This window comes from Micromonospora sp. CPCC 205739, assembly GCF_036906795.1.
In the GTDB taxonomy this organism is placed as follows: Bacteria; Actinomycetota; Actinomycetes; order Mycobacteriales; family Micromonosporaceae; genus Micromonospora.
In genome coordinates this window covers 57,928-74,616 of sequence record NZ_JBAKHS010000001.1, presented here as the reverse complement: position 1 = coordinate 74,616, position 16,689 = coordinate 57,928, and the positions used below count along the sequence as shown (strand labels likewise).

Below are 16,689 nucleotides of genomic sequence, written 5' to 3'. Positions count from 1 at the left end.
CGCTAGTACGGCCGTGCTCCCCGTACCGCCCCTGTGCGGTCGCACGCTGCGGGAAGACCCGCGGCAGCGGTGTGATGAACATCGCGAGTCGGGGTACTCCGCAGCCGGCCGACCGCGCATCTGCAACGGGTGAAAGGACAGAGTCCCGAACCGGACGTCCGGCCGGTGGTCCGCCGACGATCGCACCGAGCGGCAGGCCTAGGCTGGGCGGCAGAGTGACCCACAACGCGGTGGGTCGAGGGGAGTGGCACCGATGGACCGGCGTCCGGCGTTCAAACCGGGACCCGACCTCCGGCAGGCTGACAACGGCCGGGACGACAGCTTCGATTCGGCGACCGACGGAGACGGCTTCGGCCGACTCGACACAGGAGTGACCGGGATGACCGGTTCGAGTATCGACACCCTCTACGACCTGGGGCTTCCTTCGGAAGCGCTCGGCGACGACGTGGAGGACGCGGAACTCGACGAGCCGGTACCCAACGCGGAGCGCCTGGTGGCCCAGGCGGTGGCGTTGGCCGGCGAGGACCACGACGCAGCGACTCTGGTGAGCCGTTTCTGGCGGTTCGCGCCGGACGAGGAACTGATCGGGTTCACCGCCGAGGAGATGCTCGACGCGGCCCGGGCGCACCGGGACCTGGCCCAGCAGCGGGTGCCGGGCGAGCTGAAGCTCCGCATCCACGAGCCGCACGCCGAGCAGCACCACACGGTCATCGAGATCGTCACGGACGACATGCCGTTCCTGGTCGACTCGGTGACCGCGCTGCTCAACTCCTACCACCTGGACGTGCACCTGCTGGTGCACCCGCTGGTGGTGGTGCGGCGGGAGCCGCTCGGCCGGCTGACCGAGGTCTCCGCCGACGTGGAGCCGGACGACGCGATCGCCGGCGACCTGGTCGAGAGCTGGATGCGGATCGAGATCGACCCGGTCCGCGACGCCGCCGAGCGCGAGAAGCTGCGCCGCGAGCTGCAGCGGGTGCTCACCGACGTGCGCGAGGCCGTGGAGGACTGGCCGAAGATGCGCCAGCGCGCCCTGGCGCTCGCCGACGAGCTGGCCTCCGCGCGGACCTCCGACAACCGCCCGCCGGTGCCGGAGAAGGACATCACCGACTCGGTGGAGCTGCTGCGCTGGCTGGCCCACGACCACTTCACCTTCCTCGGCTACCGGGAGTACCGGCTGGTCGACAGCGACGGCGGCGACGGCCCCGCGCTGGAGGCGGTGCTCGGCACCGGACTGGGCATCCTGCGCTCGGACTCGCCGGAGGCGCGGGCGCTGTCGTCGATGACGCCCGAGGCGCACGAGAAGGTGATGGAGAAGCGCCTGCTGATCATCACCAAGGCGAACTCCCGAGCCACCGTGCACCGCTCGGCGTACCTGGACTACATCGGGTTCAAGATCTTCAACGAGGCCGGCGAGGTGGTCGGTGAGCGGCGCTTCCTCGGCCTGTTCTCCACCGCCGCGTACCGGACCAGTGTCCGGGAGCTGCCGGTGGTCCGGCGCAAGGTCGCCGAGGTGCTGGACCGCTCCGGCCTGAGCCAGCGCAGCCACTCCGGCAAGGATCTGCTGCAGATCCTGGAGACCTACCCGCGCGACGAGCTGTTCCAGATCAAGACCGACGACCTGTACCACGCGGTGATCGGCGTGCTGCGGATGGCCGGCCGCCGGCAGCTGCGGGTCTTCCTGCGGCGGGACGCGTACGGGCGGTTCATCTCCTGCCTGATCTACCTGCCCCGGGACCGGTTCACCACCCAGAACCGGCTGCGGATGCAGGACATCCTGCTGCGCGAGCTGAACGGTGTCGGGGTGGACTACACCACCCGGGTGACCGAGTCGATGCTGGCCCGGGTGCACTTCATCGTCCGGACCGACCCGACCCAGCCGCCCGGCGACGTCGACGCCGACCTGCTCGCCGAGGAGCTGGCCGACGCCACCCGGCTCTGGGACGACGACTACCGGCTGGTGCTGGAGCGCAAGCTCGGCGACGAGCAGGCCAAGCACCTGTTCAGCCGGTACGCCGACGCCTTCCCTGAGGGCTACAAGGACGGGCACACGCCGTACGAGGCGATGAAGGACCTGGCCAAGCTGGAGCTGCTGGAGGAGCCCGGCCAGCTGGAGATGCACCTGTTCCGCAAGCAGCTCGCCCCGCGCGACCCGGACGCCGACGACGTCATGGACGTCCGGTTCAAGGTCTACCGGTACGGCGAGCCGATGATGCTCTCCGCCGTGCTGCCGGTGCTGCACTCGCTGGGCGTCGGCGTGGTCGACGAGCACCCGTACGAGGTGGACCGGGTCGACGGGCGGGTCTTCCTGTACGACTTCGGCCTGCGCCTGCCCGAGGGGCACCAGGAGCTGGCCGAGGTCCGCCCGCACGTGGAGAACGCCTTCGCCGCCGCCTGGCGGGGCGAGGCCGAGGTGGACGGCTTCAACGAGCTGGTCCTGCGCGGCGGTCTCACCTGGCGGCAGGTGGTGGTGCTGCGCGCGTACGCGAAGTACCTGCGCCAGGCCGGCACGGTCTTCTCCCAGGACTACATGGAGCAGACCTTCATCGCGTACCCGAAGATCGCCTCGCTGCTGGTGGAGCTCTTCGAGACCCGGTTCGCCCCCACCGTGGCGGCGAGCATGGAGCAACGCCAGCAGCGCAGCGGCGAGCTGGTCACCGCGATCGGCGCGGCCCTGGACGACGTGGCCAGCCTGGACCAGGACCGCATCCTGCGGTCGTATCTGACGCTGATCCAGGCCACCCTGCGGACCAGCTTCTACCAGCGGCCCGCCGGCGGTCGGCCCAAGTCGTACGTCGCCTTCAAGCTGGACCCGCAGGCCATCCCCGACCTGCCGGCCCCGCGGCCCAAGTTCGAGATCTTCGTGTACTCGCCCCGGTTCGAGGGCGTGCACCTGCGGTTCGGGCCGGTGGCCCGGGGCGGGTTGCGCTGGTCCGACCGGCGGGAGGACTTCCGTACCGAGGTGCTCGGCCTGGTCAAGGCGCAGATGGTGAAGAACGCCGTGATCGTGCCGGTGGGCGCCAAGGGCGGCTTCGTGCTCAAGCAGAAGCCGGGGGACCGGGACGAGGCGGTCGCCTGCTACAAGGAGTTCGTCGGCGCGATGCTCGACGTCACCGACAACATCGTCGGCGGCGAGATCGTGCCGCCGAACGACGTGGTCCGGCACGACGCTGACGACCCGTACCTGGTGGTGGCGGCGGACAAGGGCACCGCGACCTTCTCCGACATCGCCAACGAGATCTCCAAGGCCCACAACTTCTGGCTCGGCGACGCGTTCGCCTCCGGTGGCTCCGCCGGGTACGACCACAAGAAGATGGGCATCACCGCGCGGGGCGCCTGGGAGTCGGTCAAGCGGCACTTCCGCGAGCTGGGCCACGACACCCAGACCCAGGACTTCACCGTGGTCGGCGTCGGCGACATGTCCGGTGACGTGTTCGGCAACGGCATGCTGCTCTCGGAGCACATCCGGCTGGTGGCCGCCTTCGACCACCGGCACATCTTCCTCGACCCGGACCCGGACGCGGCCACCTCGTACGCCGAGCGCAGGCGGCTGTTCGACCTGCCCCGGTCGTCCTGGGAGGACTACGACCGGAAGCTGATCTCCGAGGGGGGCGGGATCTACCCGCGTACCGCCAAGTCGGTGCCGATCTCGCCGCAGGTCCGGGCGGTGCTCGACCTCGACGAGGGCGTGACGCAGCTGAGCCCGCAGGAGCTGATGAAGGCGATCCTCACCGCGCCGGTCGACCTGTTCTGGAACGGCGGCATCGGCACCTACGTGAAGGCGTCGACGCAGACCAACGCCGAGGTGGGCGACAAGTCCAACGACGCGATCCGGGTGGACGGCAAGAGCCTGCGCTGCCGGGTGGTCGGCGAGGGCGGCAACCTGGGCTGCACGCAGCTCGGCCGGATCGAGTACGCCCTGGCGGGCGGACGGATCTACACCGACTTCATCGACAACGCGGCCGGGGTGGACTGCTCCGACCACGAGGTGAACATCAAGATCCTGCTCAACACGGCGGTCGCCGACGGCGCGCTGGACGTCCCGGAGCGGGACGAACTGCTCGCCCAGATGACCGACGAGGTCGCCGAGCTGGTGCTGCGGGACAACTACGACCAGGCGCGGGCGATCAACAACGCCCAGGCGCAGGCCGCGTCGCTGCTCCCGGTGCACCGGCGGATGATCAACGAGCTGGAGCGGGCCGGGCAGCTCGACCGGGCCCTGGAGGCGCTGCCGCCGGACGAGGAGCTGGCGGTCCGCACCGAGAGCGGGCTGACCGCGCCGGAGTTCGCGGTGCTGCTCGCGTACGTCAAGATCGTGCTCGAGCGGGAGATCCTGGCCGAGGGGCTGGCCGACGAGGAGTGGACGACCGAGGTCCTGGTCAACTACTTCCCGACGCCGATGCGCGAGCGCTTCGCCGACCGGATGGCCCAGCACCGGCTGCGCCGCGACATCGTGACCACGGTGCTGGTCAACGAGGCGATCAACCGGGGCGGCATCTCGTTCGTCTTCCGGGTGGTCGAGGAGACGGCCGCCTCGCCGGCGGACGTGATCCGGGCGTACGTGGTGGTCCGCGAGGTCTTCGGGCTGCGCGAGCTCTGGGACGCCGTCGAGGCGCTGGACAACAAGGTCTCCCCGGAGCTGCAGACCAGCGTCTACCTGGACACCCGGCGGCTGCTCGACCGGGCGGTGCGCTGGCTGGTCACCAACCGGCGGTCGCCGATCGACGTGCCGGCCGAGATCGCCCGGCTGCGGGACGGCGTGGCCCGGCTCCTGCCCGACCTGGAGGAGCGCTTCTACGGCAGCGAGCGGGAGTCGCTGGCGGCGCACATCGACTCGATGGCCGAGCGGGGTCTGCCGCGCGACCTGGCCGAGCAGGCGACCCGGCTGATGTACAGCTTCGGCCTGCTGGACGTGGTCGAGACCGCGACCGGCACCGGGCGGGACGTGGGCGAGGTGGCCTCGGTGTACTTCGTCCTGTCGGACCTGTTCCGGGTGGACTCCCTGCTGTCGAAGATCTCCCTGCTGCCGCGGGAGGACCGCTGGCAGACGCTGGCCCGGATGGCGCTGCGCTACGACCTGTACGCCGCGCTGGCCGCGCTCACCGCGGAGGTCCTGGACTCCACCCCGGACAGCCTGCCCTCGAACGAGCGGGTGCTCCAGTGGGAGCAGTCGAACGCCACCTCGATCCACCGCGCACGGCGGGCGATGGGGGAGTTCGACGAGTCGCGGGCCGACCTGGCCGCCCTGTCGGTGCTGCTGCGCCAGATCCGCACCCTGGTGCGGACCTCCGCCGCCGCCTGACGAGTACGCGGAACGCGCCTCCGGCGGGACCTCGGTCCCACCGGAGGCGCGTCGCGTTCACGCGGTCATCGTGGCGGAGACGACGACGTTGTCGGGGTAGCTGCCGGCGGCCTGGTCGAACTGGCCGCCGCAGGTCACCACCCGCAGGGCGGGCTTGTCGTTCGGGCCGTACACCAGCTCGGCCGGGAACGAGGCCTTCGGGTACGACCGGACCTCGTCGACGGCGAAGGTGGCCTTGACCCCGTCGGCCCGGGTCACCGTGATGGTGTCACCCGGCTGGAGGGCGCCGAGCTTGAAGAAGACGGCGGGGCCGAGCTTCGCCGAGTCGACGTGCCCGACGATGACCGCGTTGCCGGCCTCGCCGGGGCTGACCCCCGGGGAGTACCAGCCGGCCCGCTGCGCCTGGTCCAGCGGGGGGACCTGGACGGTGCCGTCCGGGTTGGTGCCCAACGACATGATCTCGGCGTCGACCCCGATGCGCGGGATCGAGATGGTGCTGGGGGCGGACCGGGACAGTGCGGCGGGGGCCGCCTGCGCCGCGCCGTCGCGGCCCTGGCGAGGCACGTCGGAATGGGCGGGGGTCTGCGGGGCGGACTGGGCCCGCGGCTGCGGCGGGCGGGGTGCGGGTTCGGTTCGCATCGACACGCCGATCATTGCGGCGCCCACCATGGCCAGCAGGACGACGACGGCCGCGCCGGCGGCGCGCCACGGTCTCCCGTGACGGCCGCCGGCCCGTGTCGCCGTCGTGTCAGACGAGGCCATCGGCCCGACGCCGACGCATCAGCACGATGCCGCCCAGGGCAGCCGCGCCGATCATGCCCGCCCCGCCCATGGCCATGCCACGGTCGGTGCTGGTGGTGGTCATGCCACCGTCACCACCGTCGACCCCACCGCGGGGGAGCACCACCAGCTCGCCCTCGCCGCAGGAGCCCTTGAGCTTGTACCGGCCCGGACGGGCGTCCTCGTCGACCTTGGCTTCGCCGTAGTAGACGAAGTCCCGCTTGTGCTCCCAGCGGTCGCGGTCGCGGTCCCGGTCGTGGTCCCGGTCACGGTCCCGGTCCCGGTCGCGGTGGTCGCGGTCCCGGTCACGGTCCCGGTCGCGGTCCCGGTCACGGTCCCGGTCGTGGTCCCGGTCGCGGTCGCGGTCGTCGCGGCCGTAGCCGTTGTGGTCCTTGTCGTCACGGTCGCGGTCGTCGCGGCCGTAGCCGTAGCCGTTGTCGTCCTTGTCGTTGTGGCCGTAGCCGTTGTCGTCGCGGCCGTAGCCGTAGCCGTTGTCGTCCTTGTCGTTGTGGCCGTAGCCGTAGCCGTTGTCGTCGCGGCCGTAGCCGTAGCCGTTGTCGTCCTTGTCGTTGTGGCCGTAGCCGTTGTCGTCGCGGCCGTAGCCGTTGTGGTCCTTGTGGTCGCGGTCGCGGTCGTCGCGGCCGTAGCCGTTGTGGTCCTTGTGGTCGCGGTCGCGGTCGCGGTCGTCGCGGCCGTAGCCGTTGTGGTCCTTGTGGTCGCGGTCGCGGTCGCGGTCGTCGCGGCCGTAGCCGTTGTGGTCCTTGTGGTCGCGGTCGCGGTCGCGGTCGTCGCGGCCGTAGCCGTTGTGGTCCTTGTGGTCGCGGTCGCGGTCGCGGTCGTCGCGGCCGTACCCGTTGTGGTCCTTCTTCCAGTCGTCCTTCTTGTCGTGCTCGTCGCGGTCGTGACCGCCGTCGGCGGCGAGGCCGCCGCCCACGCCAGCGGCCGCCGGCTGTCCGCCGCCGTTGCCGTTCCAGCCGTTGCCGTTGTCGTCCTTGCCGTTCTTGTCCTTGTCGTCCTTGTTCTTGTCGTCCTTGCCCTTGTCGTCCTTGCCGTTGTGGTCCTTGCCCTTGTCGTCCTTGCCGTTGTGGTCCTTGCCCTTGTCGTCCTTGTTCTTGTCGTCCTTGCCGTTGTGGTCCTTGCCCTTGTCGTCCTTGTCCTTGTCGTCCTTGCCGTTCCAGTCCTTGCCGTGGTCACCGCGGTCCCCGCGCCGGTCGTCGTCGACCCGCTTCAGGTCGACCTTGCCGGTGACCTTCGACCAGACGTAGGCGTGCTCCTGCCGGTCCTCGCAGACCTCGAGGAACTTGACCTTCTCGCCGGGCTTGACGATCTTCGGCTTGGCGTAGACCTTGCCGTCCCGGTCCCTGCCGTCGTGGTGGCCGTCCGCGAACGCGATCCCCGGCGTGAAAACCAGGAGGGACGCGCCGCCGAGGGCGGCACCCGCTACGACCTTCCCGAGCATCTTCTTAGCCATGACCTGCGTCACTCCATCCCTGTTGTCCTGAGCCCGACGACAGTCGAGCTATGGCCGACGTTAGACGGTTTCGCGACTTATCCGGGGAAAGATTCGTGTTTTAGAGTTTGCAGATCAGAGGGGCGATACGGGTGTTAGACGGCTTCCGTCCGCCTGTCGGCCCGCTGTCGACCCACCGCGCCCTCTGGGTGTCGGCGCGGGGGGAGCGGTGTACGTCCGGTCTGTGGCCTGCTGCGCCCGGACGGGTGACACCGGTATCGAGGCATTGCCATGGAAGCGCTCCCATGCAAGAATCGCTGCACGCGGTTCGGGGAGCCACACCGCGCACGGCAGACGTCGAGGGCAACCGGTCCGACCGGACGGCGTCGCCGCCGATCGGTCCACGGGCCGGTCACGTCACCACCACCACCGCCCGTCCGGGTCGGGCACCCCCGAGATATCCCGTTGGCGCCGAGGACCGTCCCGCCGGGACGTCCAACCGGGCCATTCCGCCGGGCCGTACGCGGATCCGGTCTCGCCCAAGGAGTTCAGTGGCATGAATCTGTGGAGAAACCTGTCCGGCCCACGCCGGACGGTCGCGCTAGCCGGTGCGAGCGTCCTGGTGGCGGGCGGGATGGTGGCCATCCCGGTCACCGCGGCGCAGGCCGCGACCCAGTGCAGCGTCGACTACACCACCAGCGACTGGCCGGGCGGGTTCACCGCCACCGTCACCATCAAGAACCTCGGTGACCCGGTCAGCTCCTGGAACCTCGGCTTCACCTTCCCGAACAGCAGCCAGAAGGTGCAGCAGGGCTGGTCGGCGAAGTGGTCGCAGACGGGCCAGAACGTCACCGCCGCCAGCGAGTCCTGGAACGGGTCGCTCGGCACCGGCGCCAGCACCAGCATCGGGTTCAACGGCGCCTGGAGCGGCAGCAACCCGAAGCCGACCTCGTTCACCCTGAACGGGACGGCCTGCACCGGCGGTAACCCGACGCCCACGCCCACCACCCCGACCCCGACGCCCACCGACCCCACCCCGACCCCCACCGACCCGACCCCGACGCCCACCAACCCGGGGCAGAAGGTGGACAACCCGTACGCCGGGGCCAAGGGGTACGTGAACCCGGAGTGGAAGGCGAAGGCGGACGCCGAGCCCGGCGGCAGCCGGGTGTCGAACAACCCCACCGCCGTCTGGCTGGACCGGATCGCCGCCATCAACGGCACCACCGGTAGCAGCTCCAACGGCGCGATGGGGGTTCGGGACCACCTGGACGCGGCGCTGAGGCAGGGCGCGGGCTACATCCAGTTCGTCATCTACAACCTGCCCGGCCGCGACTGCGCGGCGCTCGCCTCCAACGGTGAGCTGGGCCCGGACGAGCTGCCCCGCTACAAGACCCAGTACATCGACCCGATCGCGGCGATCCAGGGCGACCCGAAGTACGCCGGCCTGCGGATCATCAACATCATCGAGATCGACTCGCTGCCGAACCTGGTGACCAACACCTCCGGCCAGCCGGGCGGCACCGCGATGTGCGACACGGTCAAGGCCAACGGCGCGTACGTCAACGGTGTCGGGTACGCGCTGGCCAAGCTGGGCGCCCTCGGCAACGTCTACAACTACATCGACGCCGCCCACCACGGCTGGATCGGCTGGGACAGCAACTTCGGCCCGACCGCGACCCAGCTCTACCAGGCCGCCAACGCCTCGGGCAGCACGGTGAAGAACGTGCACGGCTTCATCGTCAACACCGCGAACTACTCGGCGCTGCGGGAGCCGTACATCAAGATCACCGACACGGTGAACGGGCAGACCGTCCGCCAGTCCAAGTGGATCGACTGGAACCAGTACGTCGACGAGCTCTCGTTCGCCCAGGGCTTCCGCAACAAGCTGGTTTCCACCGGCTTCGAGGCCAACATCGGCATGCTGATCGACACCTCCCGCAACGGCTGGGGCGGCACCGCCCGGCCCACCGGCCCGGGCGCGACGACCAGCGTGGACACCTACGTCAACGGTGGCCGCATCGACCGCCGCATCCACGCCGGCAACTGGTGCAACCAGGCGGGGGCCGGCCTCGGCGAGCGGCCGAAGGCCGCGCCTGAGCCGGGCATCGACGCCTACGTCTGGGTCAAGCCCCCGGGCGAGTCGGACGGCTCCAGCAGCCTGATCCCGAACAACGAGGGCAAGGGCTTCGACCGGATGTGCGACCCGACCTACACCGGCAACGCCCGCAACGGCAACAGCCTCAGCGGCGCCCTGCCGAACGCGCCGATCTCCGGCGCCTGGTTCTCCGCACAGTTCCAGGAGCTGATGAGGAACGCCTACCCGGCGCTCTGAGCACCGGGCGGACGGCCCACCCGCCGCGGTGGGAGTGAGGCACTGCCGCAGCGGGTTCCCACGGGCCCCTGGCCCGACCGGTCACTCCGGTCGGGCCAGGGGCCCCCGCCGTCGCCGCCGCCCGGGCGGGTGCCCGCCCGGCGGCGACGGTCAGGGAACGGTCCTCTCGATGGCGGCCTGGCCCATCTCGGCCAGGTCGCGGCGGGCCCGCTCGAGGTTGTGCGGGGTCATGTCCTGCCCGCGGGCCATCACCAGGTCCTCCGGCTCCCAGGGCTGCTCGGCGCCGGTGCGGATGTTGGCCCCACCGGCGCCCGTGCCGGTCCCGGTCGCCCCGGTGCCGGCCGCGTACGGGTCGCCGAGCAGGTCCTCGGTCGACGCGTCGCCCGTCCGGCCGGCGGGCTCGGTGAAGGACGGGTTGTCCCGGTCGGGGCCGCCCCCGGTGGCCAACTGCGGCACGGTGGTCTCGTCGTCGACCGCGGCGGCCACCTCCGGGCTCTCCTCCAGCGGTCGGCGGTTCGGGTCACGATCCGTCATGGTGCTGACCTCCTGTCCCAGGCGCGTTCCCTGATCTCGCGTACCCCGCTGAGGCTGGCCCATGCCGGCGGAGGTCACGCCTTCCGGTACGCACGCGAACGCCCCGGCCGGAGATCCGGCCGGGGCGCGCGGCGAGGGTCAGCGACCGAGGACCCGGTCCAGGAAGTCGCGGTACTGGCGCACGGCCACCCGCAGCTGCTCGGTGTCCGCCGAGCCGGCGGTCTGCCAGCCGCTGAGCTTCTCCTTCTGCGCGGCGAGCGCGTCGGAGAGCGCCTGGATCGCCTCCTCGACCAGCGACTGGGCCTCGCCGACGGCCGCCTTGGGGTCGTCCACGAAGCGCAGCTGCACCTCCCGCCAGCGGTCCCGGAAGCCCTGCGCCGCGTCCGCCTCGAACAGCGTCGCCGCGTGCGTGGGCACGTTCGCGCCGGTCGGTCGGGCCGCCTCGGCGACCGACGCCGCCCCGGCTCCGGTCACCCCGGCCGCGCCGACGCCGGCCGCCGCAGCCGCCGCGCCGCCCCCCGGGGCCTCCGCGTCCGGGTCGACCATGGTCGGCTCGGCGCTGCCGTACCCGGCGGCGCCGGCCACCGGCGCGTCGGAGCGTCCCCCGGACGGGGTGCCCGCAGGGTGCTCGTCCCGCCACCGTTGCCGGTCGTGGATCCGGTCGGCGGCGGTCGGGTCTGCCCGCTCGTCGTCGAAGGGCTCGGTCCGCCCGGGCGCGCCGTCACCCGGCGCCACGGTGTCCTCCAGCCGGGCGTCCCGCTCGTCCTCGGGACGGCCGCCGGCCAGCGCCGACGCGGCGACCGCGTCGCCCACGGAGGCTGCCCCGAAGACGGTCGGCAGCGGGCCCGGCTCGTGGAACTCCGGCCGCTCGTCGCGGTCGTTGCGCACGTCGTAGGGGCGGGTGTCGTCGAGGTCGTCGGCGGGCGGGCCGGCGGTCGCCCGTGGGTCGTCGAAGGTGCCCCGCTCGTCCAGCACGTCGTCGGGGATGTCCGCCCGGCCGTCCCGGCCGTCCCGGCCGTCCCGGGTGTTCCGGGGTACGGCGTCCGGCGCGGGGACCGGCACCGGGGCGGAGCGGACCGCCTCCGGGTGGTCGGTGCTGCCCTGCTGCTCTTCCTGGCGCATCGTCGTCTCCTCAGCGGCTCGTGACGTCGTGCGGGCTGTCCGGATGGCGCTGCTCCGGCGGCCGGTGCCCGACCGGCTCCTCGCCGAGCAGTTCGGCGAAGAGGGCCCGGTAGTGCACGACGGCCTGGCGGAGTTCCTCGGTGCTGGCCTCACCGCGCTCGTTGCGCATCCGGATCTCGTGCGCGTCGCGGTAGTGGGTGAGGGTGCGGGCGTGGTCGACGGAGAGGTGGGCGATCTGGTCCGAGAAGTCCCCGGTGGGGTAGCCCCGCTCGGCGATCAGCCGGCTGACCAGCTCGTCGGCGTCGCCCACGGTCTCGCCGGGGGAGTCGACGAAGCGGACCTGGAGTTCCTCCCAGGCGGCGGCGTACCGGGCCCGGGACGCGGGGTCCAGCGGGGTGAGTTCGAGCTGGGCGTGCCGGCGTTCCCGGTCGCGCAGCTCCCGCTCGGCGGCGCCGCGGCTGTCCTGCTCCGCGACGACCCGGTCGTACTCGGGGCCGAAGCGGCGCTTGAGGGCGCGCCGGCGACCGGCCACGACGGCCGCGGCGACCAGCGCGGCGACCACCAGTACGACGAGAACCGCAACGATTACCTGCGTGGGCGACATGGCTCCTCCTTCGCCACCTGGTATTCCCTCGGCATACTGGCCGCCAATCCCCATCCCGGGCACTTTCCTGCGCCATTCCCGACCGGGCATGGCGAGCCCCACAGGGCAACCCGCCGCCAAAACCTGACTCATTCCAGAAAACGGGCTTGGGTGGGGTGATGCCGGTCCACCCCGACGCCGAACGCCTCCGGGCGGTCCGGCGCGGTACGAGCGCGGCGGCGACGACCACGACCACCTGGTCAGCCGCGAGTGCGCAGCGATCACCGACACCGACCGGAGCCCGGCCCGCGGGCCCTGCCTCGACCCCTCGGCCGCCGCCTTCCCGATGGAGTTCGCCGAGTTCACCTACTGGGGGCGCTGCCCCGACCTGGCCCAGTGCGACAAGCACATCCAGGAGAGAATGGTCCGGCACTTCAGCCAGTGCGACGAGGACTACGGCCGGCGGGTCGCCGAGGGCCTCGGCATCTCCGCAACCCATTGACCGTCCCGCTCGCGACGCGACGCCCCGCCAACTCCCCGACGGGGCGTCCGCCGTTGCGGCGGCAGGGGTCGCCGTCCGGACGGTCCACAACGGATTGGTAATGACGTCCGAGACGGACGGTAGTGCTACGGCCCCGGATTACGTATCCTGCCCAAGGCGCCCGAGCCGGTGCCCGGCGCGCCCGGGACGCTGCCCGGCCGGTGTCGGCGCCACCGCTGCCACCCCTTCGGGCGAGGACTCATGGACACCCGCGACTGGCCGATCCGCGCCAAGCTGACCGCCCTGGTCGTCACCCCGGTGGCCGCCCTGCTCGCACTCTGGATCTTCGCCACCACGCTGACCTTCGGCCCGGCGCTGGACCTGCTCTCCGCGCGGACCCTCCTCTACGACCTGGGCCGTCCGGGCGAGGCGGTGGTCGCCGAGCTGCAACGCGAACGCCGCCTGTCGGTGGTGCAGCTCGCCGGCCCGACGGCCCTGCCGGCCCTGACCGACCAGCGCCGCCGCACCGACGCGGCGGTCGCCGAGCTGCGCCGGCGGATCGGCGGGGAGAAGCTGCGCGACGCGGCCGACGCCCTGCTCGACGCCCGGCTCGACAAGTTGTCCGCCGCCCTCGACGCGCTGCCGGCCGGACGGGGCTTCATCGACCGCCGGCAGGTCGACCGGGCCGGCGCCGTCGGCCTCTACAGCGGCATGGTCTCCTTCGCCTTCCAGGCTTTCGCGGCGATGGCCGCGCTGCCCGACCCGGAACTCAACCGGCAGGCGCTGGCCCTCACCGCGCTCGGCCGCTCCCGCGACCTGCTCGGCCAGGCCGACGCGCTGGTGGCCGGCGCGCTCGTCGGTGGCCGCCTCGCCGACGGCGAGCACCTGCTGTTGACGCAGACCATCGGCAACGAGCGGTTCCTGGTCGACACGGCCGTGGCCGACCTGCCGTCAGAGGCCCGCAGCGCCTACCAGCGGCTGACCGAGGCCCCCGCCTTCGTCCAGCTGCGCACCATGCAGGAGGGGCTGCTGCGGGCGGACCCGGCTGCCCGCCCGCCGGTGGACGCCCGTACGTGGCAGACCAGTCACGACGCCGTCCAGCAGGCGCTGCGCGACTTCGAGCTGAACCAGGCCGACGGGCTGGCCGAGCGGTCCGTGCCGGTGGCCGTCGGCATCCTGGTCCGGCTCGCCGTCGCCGGGCTGCTCGGCCTGGCCGCGATCGTGGTGTCGCTGCTGGTCGCCGTCCGGGTCGGGCGCACCCTGGCCCGCCGGCTGACCGGCGTGCGCAGCGCCGCGCTGGAGATGGCCGAGCAGCGGCTGCCCGACGTGGTGGCCCGGCTGCGCCGCGGCGAGCAGGTGGACGTGGCCCGGGAGGCGCCGCCGCTGGAGTACGGCGCCGACGAGATCGGCGAGGTCGGGCGCGCCTTCAACGAGGTCCGGCGGACGGCCGTCCGCGCGGCGGTCGACGAGGTCACCCTGCGCCGCGGTCTCAACGAGGTGTTCCTGAACATCGCTCGGCGCAGCCAGGGGCTGGTGCACCGCCAGCTGGCCCTGCTGGACCGGATGGAACGGCGCGCCGAGGACCCGGACGAGCTGGCCGAGCTGTTCCGGGTCGACCACCTGGCCACCCGGCTGCGCCGGCACGCCGAGGACCTGGTCATCCTCGCCGGTGCGGCCCCGGGGCGCGGCTGGCGGCAGCCGGTGGCCCTGCTGGACGTGGTGCGCGGCGCGGTCTCCGAGGTCGAGGCGTACGACCGGGTGGACATCGGGACGGTGCAGCCCGCCGGGGTGGTCGGCCGGGCCGTCGCGGACGTCATCCACCTGCTCGCCGAGCTGATCGAGAACGCCACCGCCTTCTCCCCGCCGGAGACCCGGGTCGAGGTCTCCGGCCAGCAGGTGCCCCGCGGCTACGTCGTGGAGATCACCGACCACGGCTTGGGCATGAACCCGCAGGCGGTGGAGAACGCCAACCGCCGGCTCGCCCGGCCGCCCGAGTTCGACCCGGCCGACAGCGCCCGGCTCGGCCTGTTCGTGGTGTCCCGGCTCGCCGCCCGGCACGGCGTCCGGGTCACCCTGCGCTCCGAGGTGCCCGGCGGGGTGACCGCCGTGGTCCTCGTCCCGGCCGACCTGGTCACCGACGAGCCGCCGGCCCTGCCGGTCACCGCGGGCCGGCCGGCCGCATCGATCACCCGGCTGGCCACCCTGCCCCGGCCCCGCTCCACCCGCGCCGGGCGGGACCGAGCCCAGCAGACCGTGCTGCCGTTCGCCCCGGCCCGCGCCTCCTCGGTGGAGGCCGCTCCCGACGGGGACGGCCTGCCCCGCCGGGTCCGCCGGCGGGGCCCGACGGTCCGCCCCCGCCCGCAGGTCGCCGAGCCGGCCGTCCGCTCCCCGGACGAGGTACGCCGGCAGATGTCCGCGCTCCAGGCCGGCACGGCACGGGGTCGGCGCGACGGTGCGATCCGTGCCGTGCCGCCGGGGCGATCCGACGACGCCGTGCCCGCCCCGGCCGGCGGCCGTGCCGAGGGGCGGGGCGGCCCGCCCGCGCCGCCCCCGCCGCCGGATGCCGTGGCGGCTTCCCCCGATTCCCCGACCGCGACTGAGAGGGACGCCTAGTGGTGGACACGACGAGGCAGAACGTCGACCTCGGCTGGTTGCTCGACGAGTTGGTCGACCGCGTACCGGCTGCCCGGGAGGCCGTGGTGCTCTCCGCGGACGGGCTGCTGCTCGGCGCCTCCGCCGAGCTGGACCGCACCGACGCCGAGCACCTCTGTGCCCTGGCCTCCGGCTTCTCCAGCCTGGCCAAGGGTGCCAGCCGGCACCTCGCCGGTGGCGGGGTGCGGCAGACCGTGGTGGAGATGGAGTCCGCGTACCTGTTCGTGACGGCCGCCGGCCAGGGCGCGTGCCTGGCGGTGGTCAGCGCCGCCGACGCGGACATCGGCCTGGTGGCGTACGAGATGGCGATGTTGGTCATCCGGGTCGGGGAGAACCTCGCCGCGCCCGCCCGCGCGACGGTGGGGGCCGTCGATGCGGGCTGAGCCGCCGGGTGCCCAGCACGAGTGGCTGGACGCCGCGGCCGGCCCGGTGGTCCGTCCGTACACCCTCACCGGCGGCCGGGTGCGGCCCGCCGTCGACGGCTTCGACCTGGTCGCGTTCGTGCTGGCCGGCGCGGGCGCGGACCCGTCCGGCCAGTCCGGGCTCCAGCCGGAGCACCGGCGCCTGGTCGAGCTGGCCCGGCGCCCCGTCGCGGTGGCGGACCTCGCCGCCGACCTGGACCTCGCGGTGGGCGTGGTCCGGGTCCTCCTCGGCGACCTGCTCACCCGGGGCCTGGTCTCGGTGCACGAGCCGCCGGCCGCCGGCATTCCCGACAACGACATCCTCAAGGCGGTGGTCAGTGGACTACGTGCGCTCTGACCGGGGCTCCTCCGAGCCCCGGTTGCCGCTGGCTCTCAAGATCCTGATCGCCGGGGGCTTCGGCGCGGGCAAGACGACGTTGGTCAGCGCGTTGAGCGAGGTCCGACCGTTGCAGACCGAGGAGGTGCTGACCGGGGCCGGCGTCGGCACCGACGACCTCTCCGGGGTGGAGACGAAGTCGACCACCACCGTGGCGATGGACTTCGGCCGGATCACGATCAACGAGGACCTTCAGGTCTACCTCTTCGGCACGCCCGGGCAGGACCGCTTCTGGTTCCTCTGGGACGAGCTGGCCTTCGGCGCGCTCGGCGCGGTGGTGCTCGCCGACACCCGGCGGCTGGCCGACTGCTTCCCGTCGATCGACTACTTCGAGCAGCGGGGCGTCCCGTTCGTGGTCGGGGTGAACTGCTTCGACGGCTCCCGCCGGTTCGGCATCGAGGCGGTGCGCCAGGCGCTGGACATCGACCCGGACGTGCCGGTGGTGCTCTGCGACGCCCGGGACCGGCAGTCCGCCAAGCTGGTGCTGATCTCCCTGGTCGAGCACGTGGCCCGGCAGCGCGGCGAGCCGGTCCCGGTCGCCTGACCCGTGGCCGGCGACGGCGGGACGGTGCGACCGCACCGCCCCGCCGCCGGCACTCCGCCGGCGGGAATTCCGGAAACAGGGCTAACGCCCGGGTCGGCCGGGAAGCCTCTG

At 72.6% G+C, this 16,689-nt stretch carries 12 protein-coding genes; 7 read left to right on the top strand and 5 right to left on the bottom strand.

What is annotated here, in order from left to right:
* Nucleotides 1-253: 253 nt before the first annotated feature.
* A complete protein-coding gene (locus tag V6U88_RS00365; protein ID WP_334448879.1) occupies nt 254-5,299 on the top strand; it encodes an NAD-glutamate dehydrogenase in 5,046 nt (1,681 codons plus the stop codon).
* A gap of 57 nt (nt 5,300-5,356) precedes the next feature.
* Here V6U88_RS00365 and V6U88_RS00360 read toward each other — a convergent pair whose 3' ends face one another.
* Together V6U88_RS00360 and V6U88_RS00355 are read right to left on the bottom strand one after the other, a co-directional pair.
* Nucleotides 5,357-6,061 carry a class F sortase gene (locus V6U88_RS00360; protein WP_334448878.1) on the bottom strand — a complete coding sequence of 235 codons (705 nt, stop codon included), beginning with the start codon at nt 6,059-6,061 and terminating at the stop codon, nt 5,357-5,359.
* Nucleotides 6,048-7,550 (bottom strand): hypothetical protein, encoded by a 1,503-nt coding sequence (locus tag V6U88_RS00355; RefSeq protein ID WP_334448877.1) that lies wholly within the window; start codon nt 7,548-7,550, stop codon nt 6,048-6,050. The genes V6U88_RS00360 and V6U88_RS00355 overlap by 14 nt, the downstream gene beginning before the upstream one ends.
* A 535-nt stretch (nt 7,551-8,085) precedes the next feature.
* Between V6U88_RS00355 and V6U88_RS00350 the strand changes: the two genes are divergently transcribed.
* On the top strand, nt 8,086-9,864 hold the full coding sequence (locus V6U88_RS00350) for a glycoside hydrolase family 6 protein (RefSeq protein ID WP_334448876.1): 1,779 nt from the start codon (nt 8,086-8,088) through the stop codon (nt 9,862-9,864).
* A 150-nt stretch (nt 9,865-10,014) separates the two neighbouring features.
* Here the strand turns inward: V6U88_RS00350 and V6U88_RS00345 are convergent, their stop codons facing one another.
* The 3 genes from V6U88_RS00345 to V6U88_RS00335 form a co-directional block, all read right to left on the bottom strand.
* Nucleotides 10,015-10,398: a hypothetical protein gene (locus V6U88_RS00345; RefSeq protein ID WP_334448875.1), complete on the bottom strand. Its 384-nt coding sequence runs from the start codon at nt 10,396-10,398 to the stop codon at nt 10,015-10,017.
* Between the two features lie 138 nt (nt 10,399-10,536).
* Entirely contained in the window at nt 10,537-11,520 is a 984-nt protein-coding gene (locus V6U88_RS30205) for a hypothetical protein (RefSeq protein WP_442934546.1), read from the bottom strand.
* Nucleotides 11,521-11,530: 10 nt separating this feature from the next.
* Entirely contained in the window at nt 11,531-12,124 is a 594-nt protein-coding gene (locus tag V6U88_RS00335) for a hypothetical protein (protein ID WP_334448874.1), read from the bottom strand.
* A gap of 325 nt (nt 12,125-12,449) precedes the next feature.
* Here V6U88_RS00335 and V6U88_RS00330 point away from each other — a divergent pair, with 325 nt between their 5' ends.
* The 5 genes from V6U88_RS00330 (at nt 12,450) to V6U88_RS00310 (ending at nt 16,578) form a co-directional block, all read left to right on the top strand.
* Nucleotides 12,450-12,605, top strand: coding sequence for a catalase-related domain-containing protein (locus V6U88_RS00330; protein WP_334448873.1), 156 nt, complete (start codon nt 12,450-12,452; stop codon nt 12,603-12,605).
* A gap of 240 nt (nt 12,606-12,845) precedes the next feature.
* Entirely contained in the window at nt 12,846-15,197 is a 2,352-nt protein-coding gene (locus tag V6U88_RS00325; RefSeq protein ID WP_334448871.1) for a sensor histidine kinase, read from the top strand.
* Entirely contained in the window at nt 15,197-15,619 is a 423-nt protein-coding gene (locus V6U88_RS00320; RefSeq protein ID WP_334448869.1) for a roadblock/LC7 domain-containing protein, read from the top strand. The genes V6U88_RS00325 and V6U88_RS00320 overlap by 1 nt, the downstream gene beginning before the upstream one ends.
* Nucleotides 15,609-15,995, top strand: a complete 387-nt coding sequence (locus tag V6U88_RS00315) for a DUF742 domain-containing protein (protein WP_334448867.1) — start codon at nt 15,609-15,611, stop codon at nt 15,993-15,995. The genes V6U88_RS00320 and V6U88_RS00315 overlap by 11 nt, the downstream gene beginning before the upstream one ends.
* Nucleotides 15,976-16,578 (top strand): GTP-binding protein, encoded by a 603-nt coding sequence (locus V6U88_RS00310; protein WP_334448864.1) that lies wholly within the window; start codon nt 15,976-15,978, stop codon nt 16,576-16,578. Before V6U88_RS00315 ends, V6U88_RS00310 begins: the two co-directional genes overlap by 20 nt.
* Nucleotides 16,579-16,689 lie beyond the last annotated feature (111 nt).

Coding starts and splice junctions, on each gene's coding strand:
- V6U88_RS00365 (WP_334448879.1), top strand. CDS start 254: ATGGACCGGCGTCCGGCGTTCAAACCGGGACCCGACCTCCGGCAGGCT.
- V6U88_RS00360 (WP_334448878.1), bottom strand. CDS start 6,061: ATGGCCTCGTCTGACACGACGGCGACACGGGCCGGCGGCCGTCACGGG.
- V6U88_RS00355 (WP_334448877.1), bottom strand. CDS start 7,550: ATGGCTAAGAAGATGCTCGGGAAGGTCGTAGCGGGTGCCGCCCTCGGC.
- V6U88_RS00350 (WP_334448876.1), top strand. CDS start 8,086: ATGAATCTGTGGAGAAACCTGTCCGGCCCACGCCGGACGGTCGCGCTA.
- V6U88_RS00345 (WP_334448875.1), bottom strand. CDS start 10,398: ATGACGGATCGTGACCCGAACCGCCGACCGCTGGAGGAGAGCCCGGAG.
- V6U88_RS30205 (WP_442934546.1), bottom strand. CDS start 11,520: ATGCGCCAGGAAGAGCAGCAGGGCAGCACCGACCACCCGGAGGCGGTC.
- V6U88_RS00335 (WP_334448874.1), bottom strand. CDS start 12,124: ATGTCGCCCACGCAGGTAATCGTTGCGGTTCTCGTCGTACTGGTGGTC.
- V6U88_RS00330 (WP_334448873.1), top strand. CDS start 12,450: ATGGAGTTCGCCGAGTTCACCTACTGGGGGCGCTGCCCCGACCTGGCC.
- V6U88_RS00325 (WP_334448871.1), top strand. CDS start 12,846: ATGGACACCCGCGACTGGCCGATCCGCGCCAAGCTGACCGCCCTGGTC.
- V6U88_RS00315 (WP_334448867.1), top strand. CDS start 15,609: ATGCGGGCTGAGCCGCCGGGTGCCCAGCACGAGTGGCTGGACGCCGCG.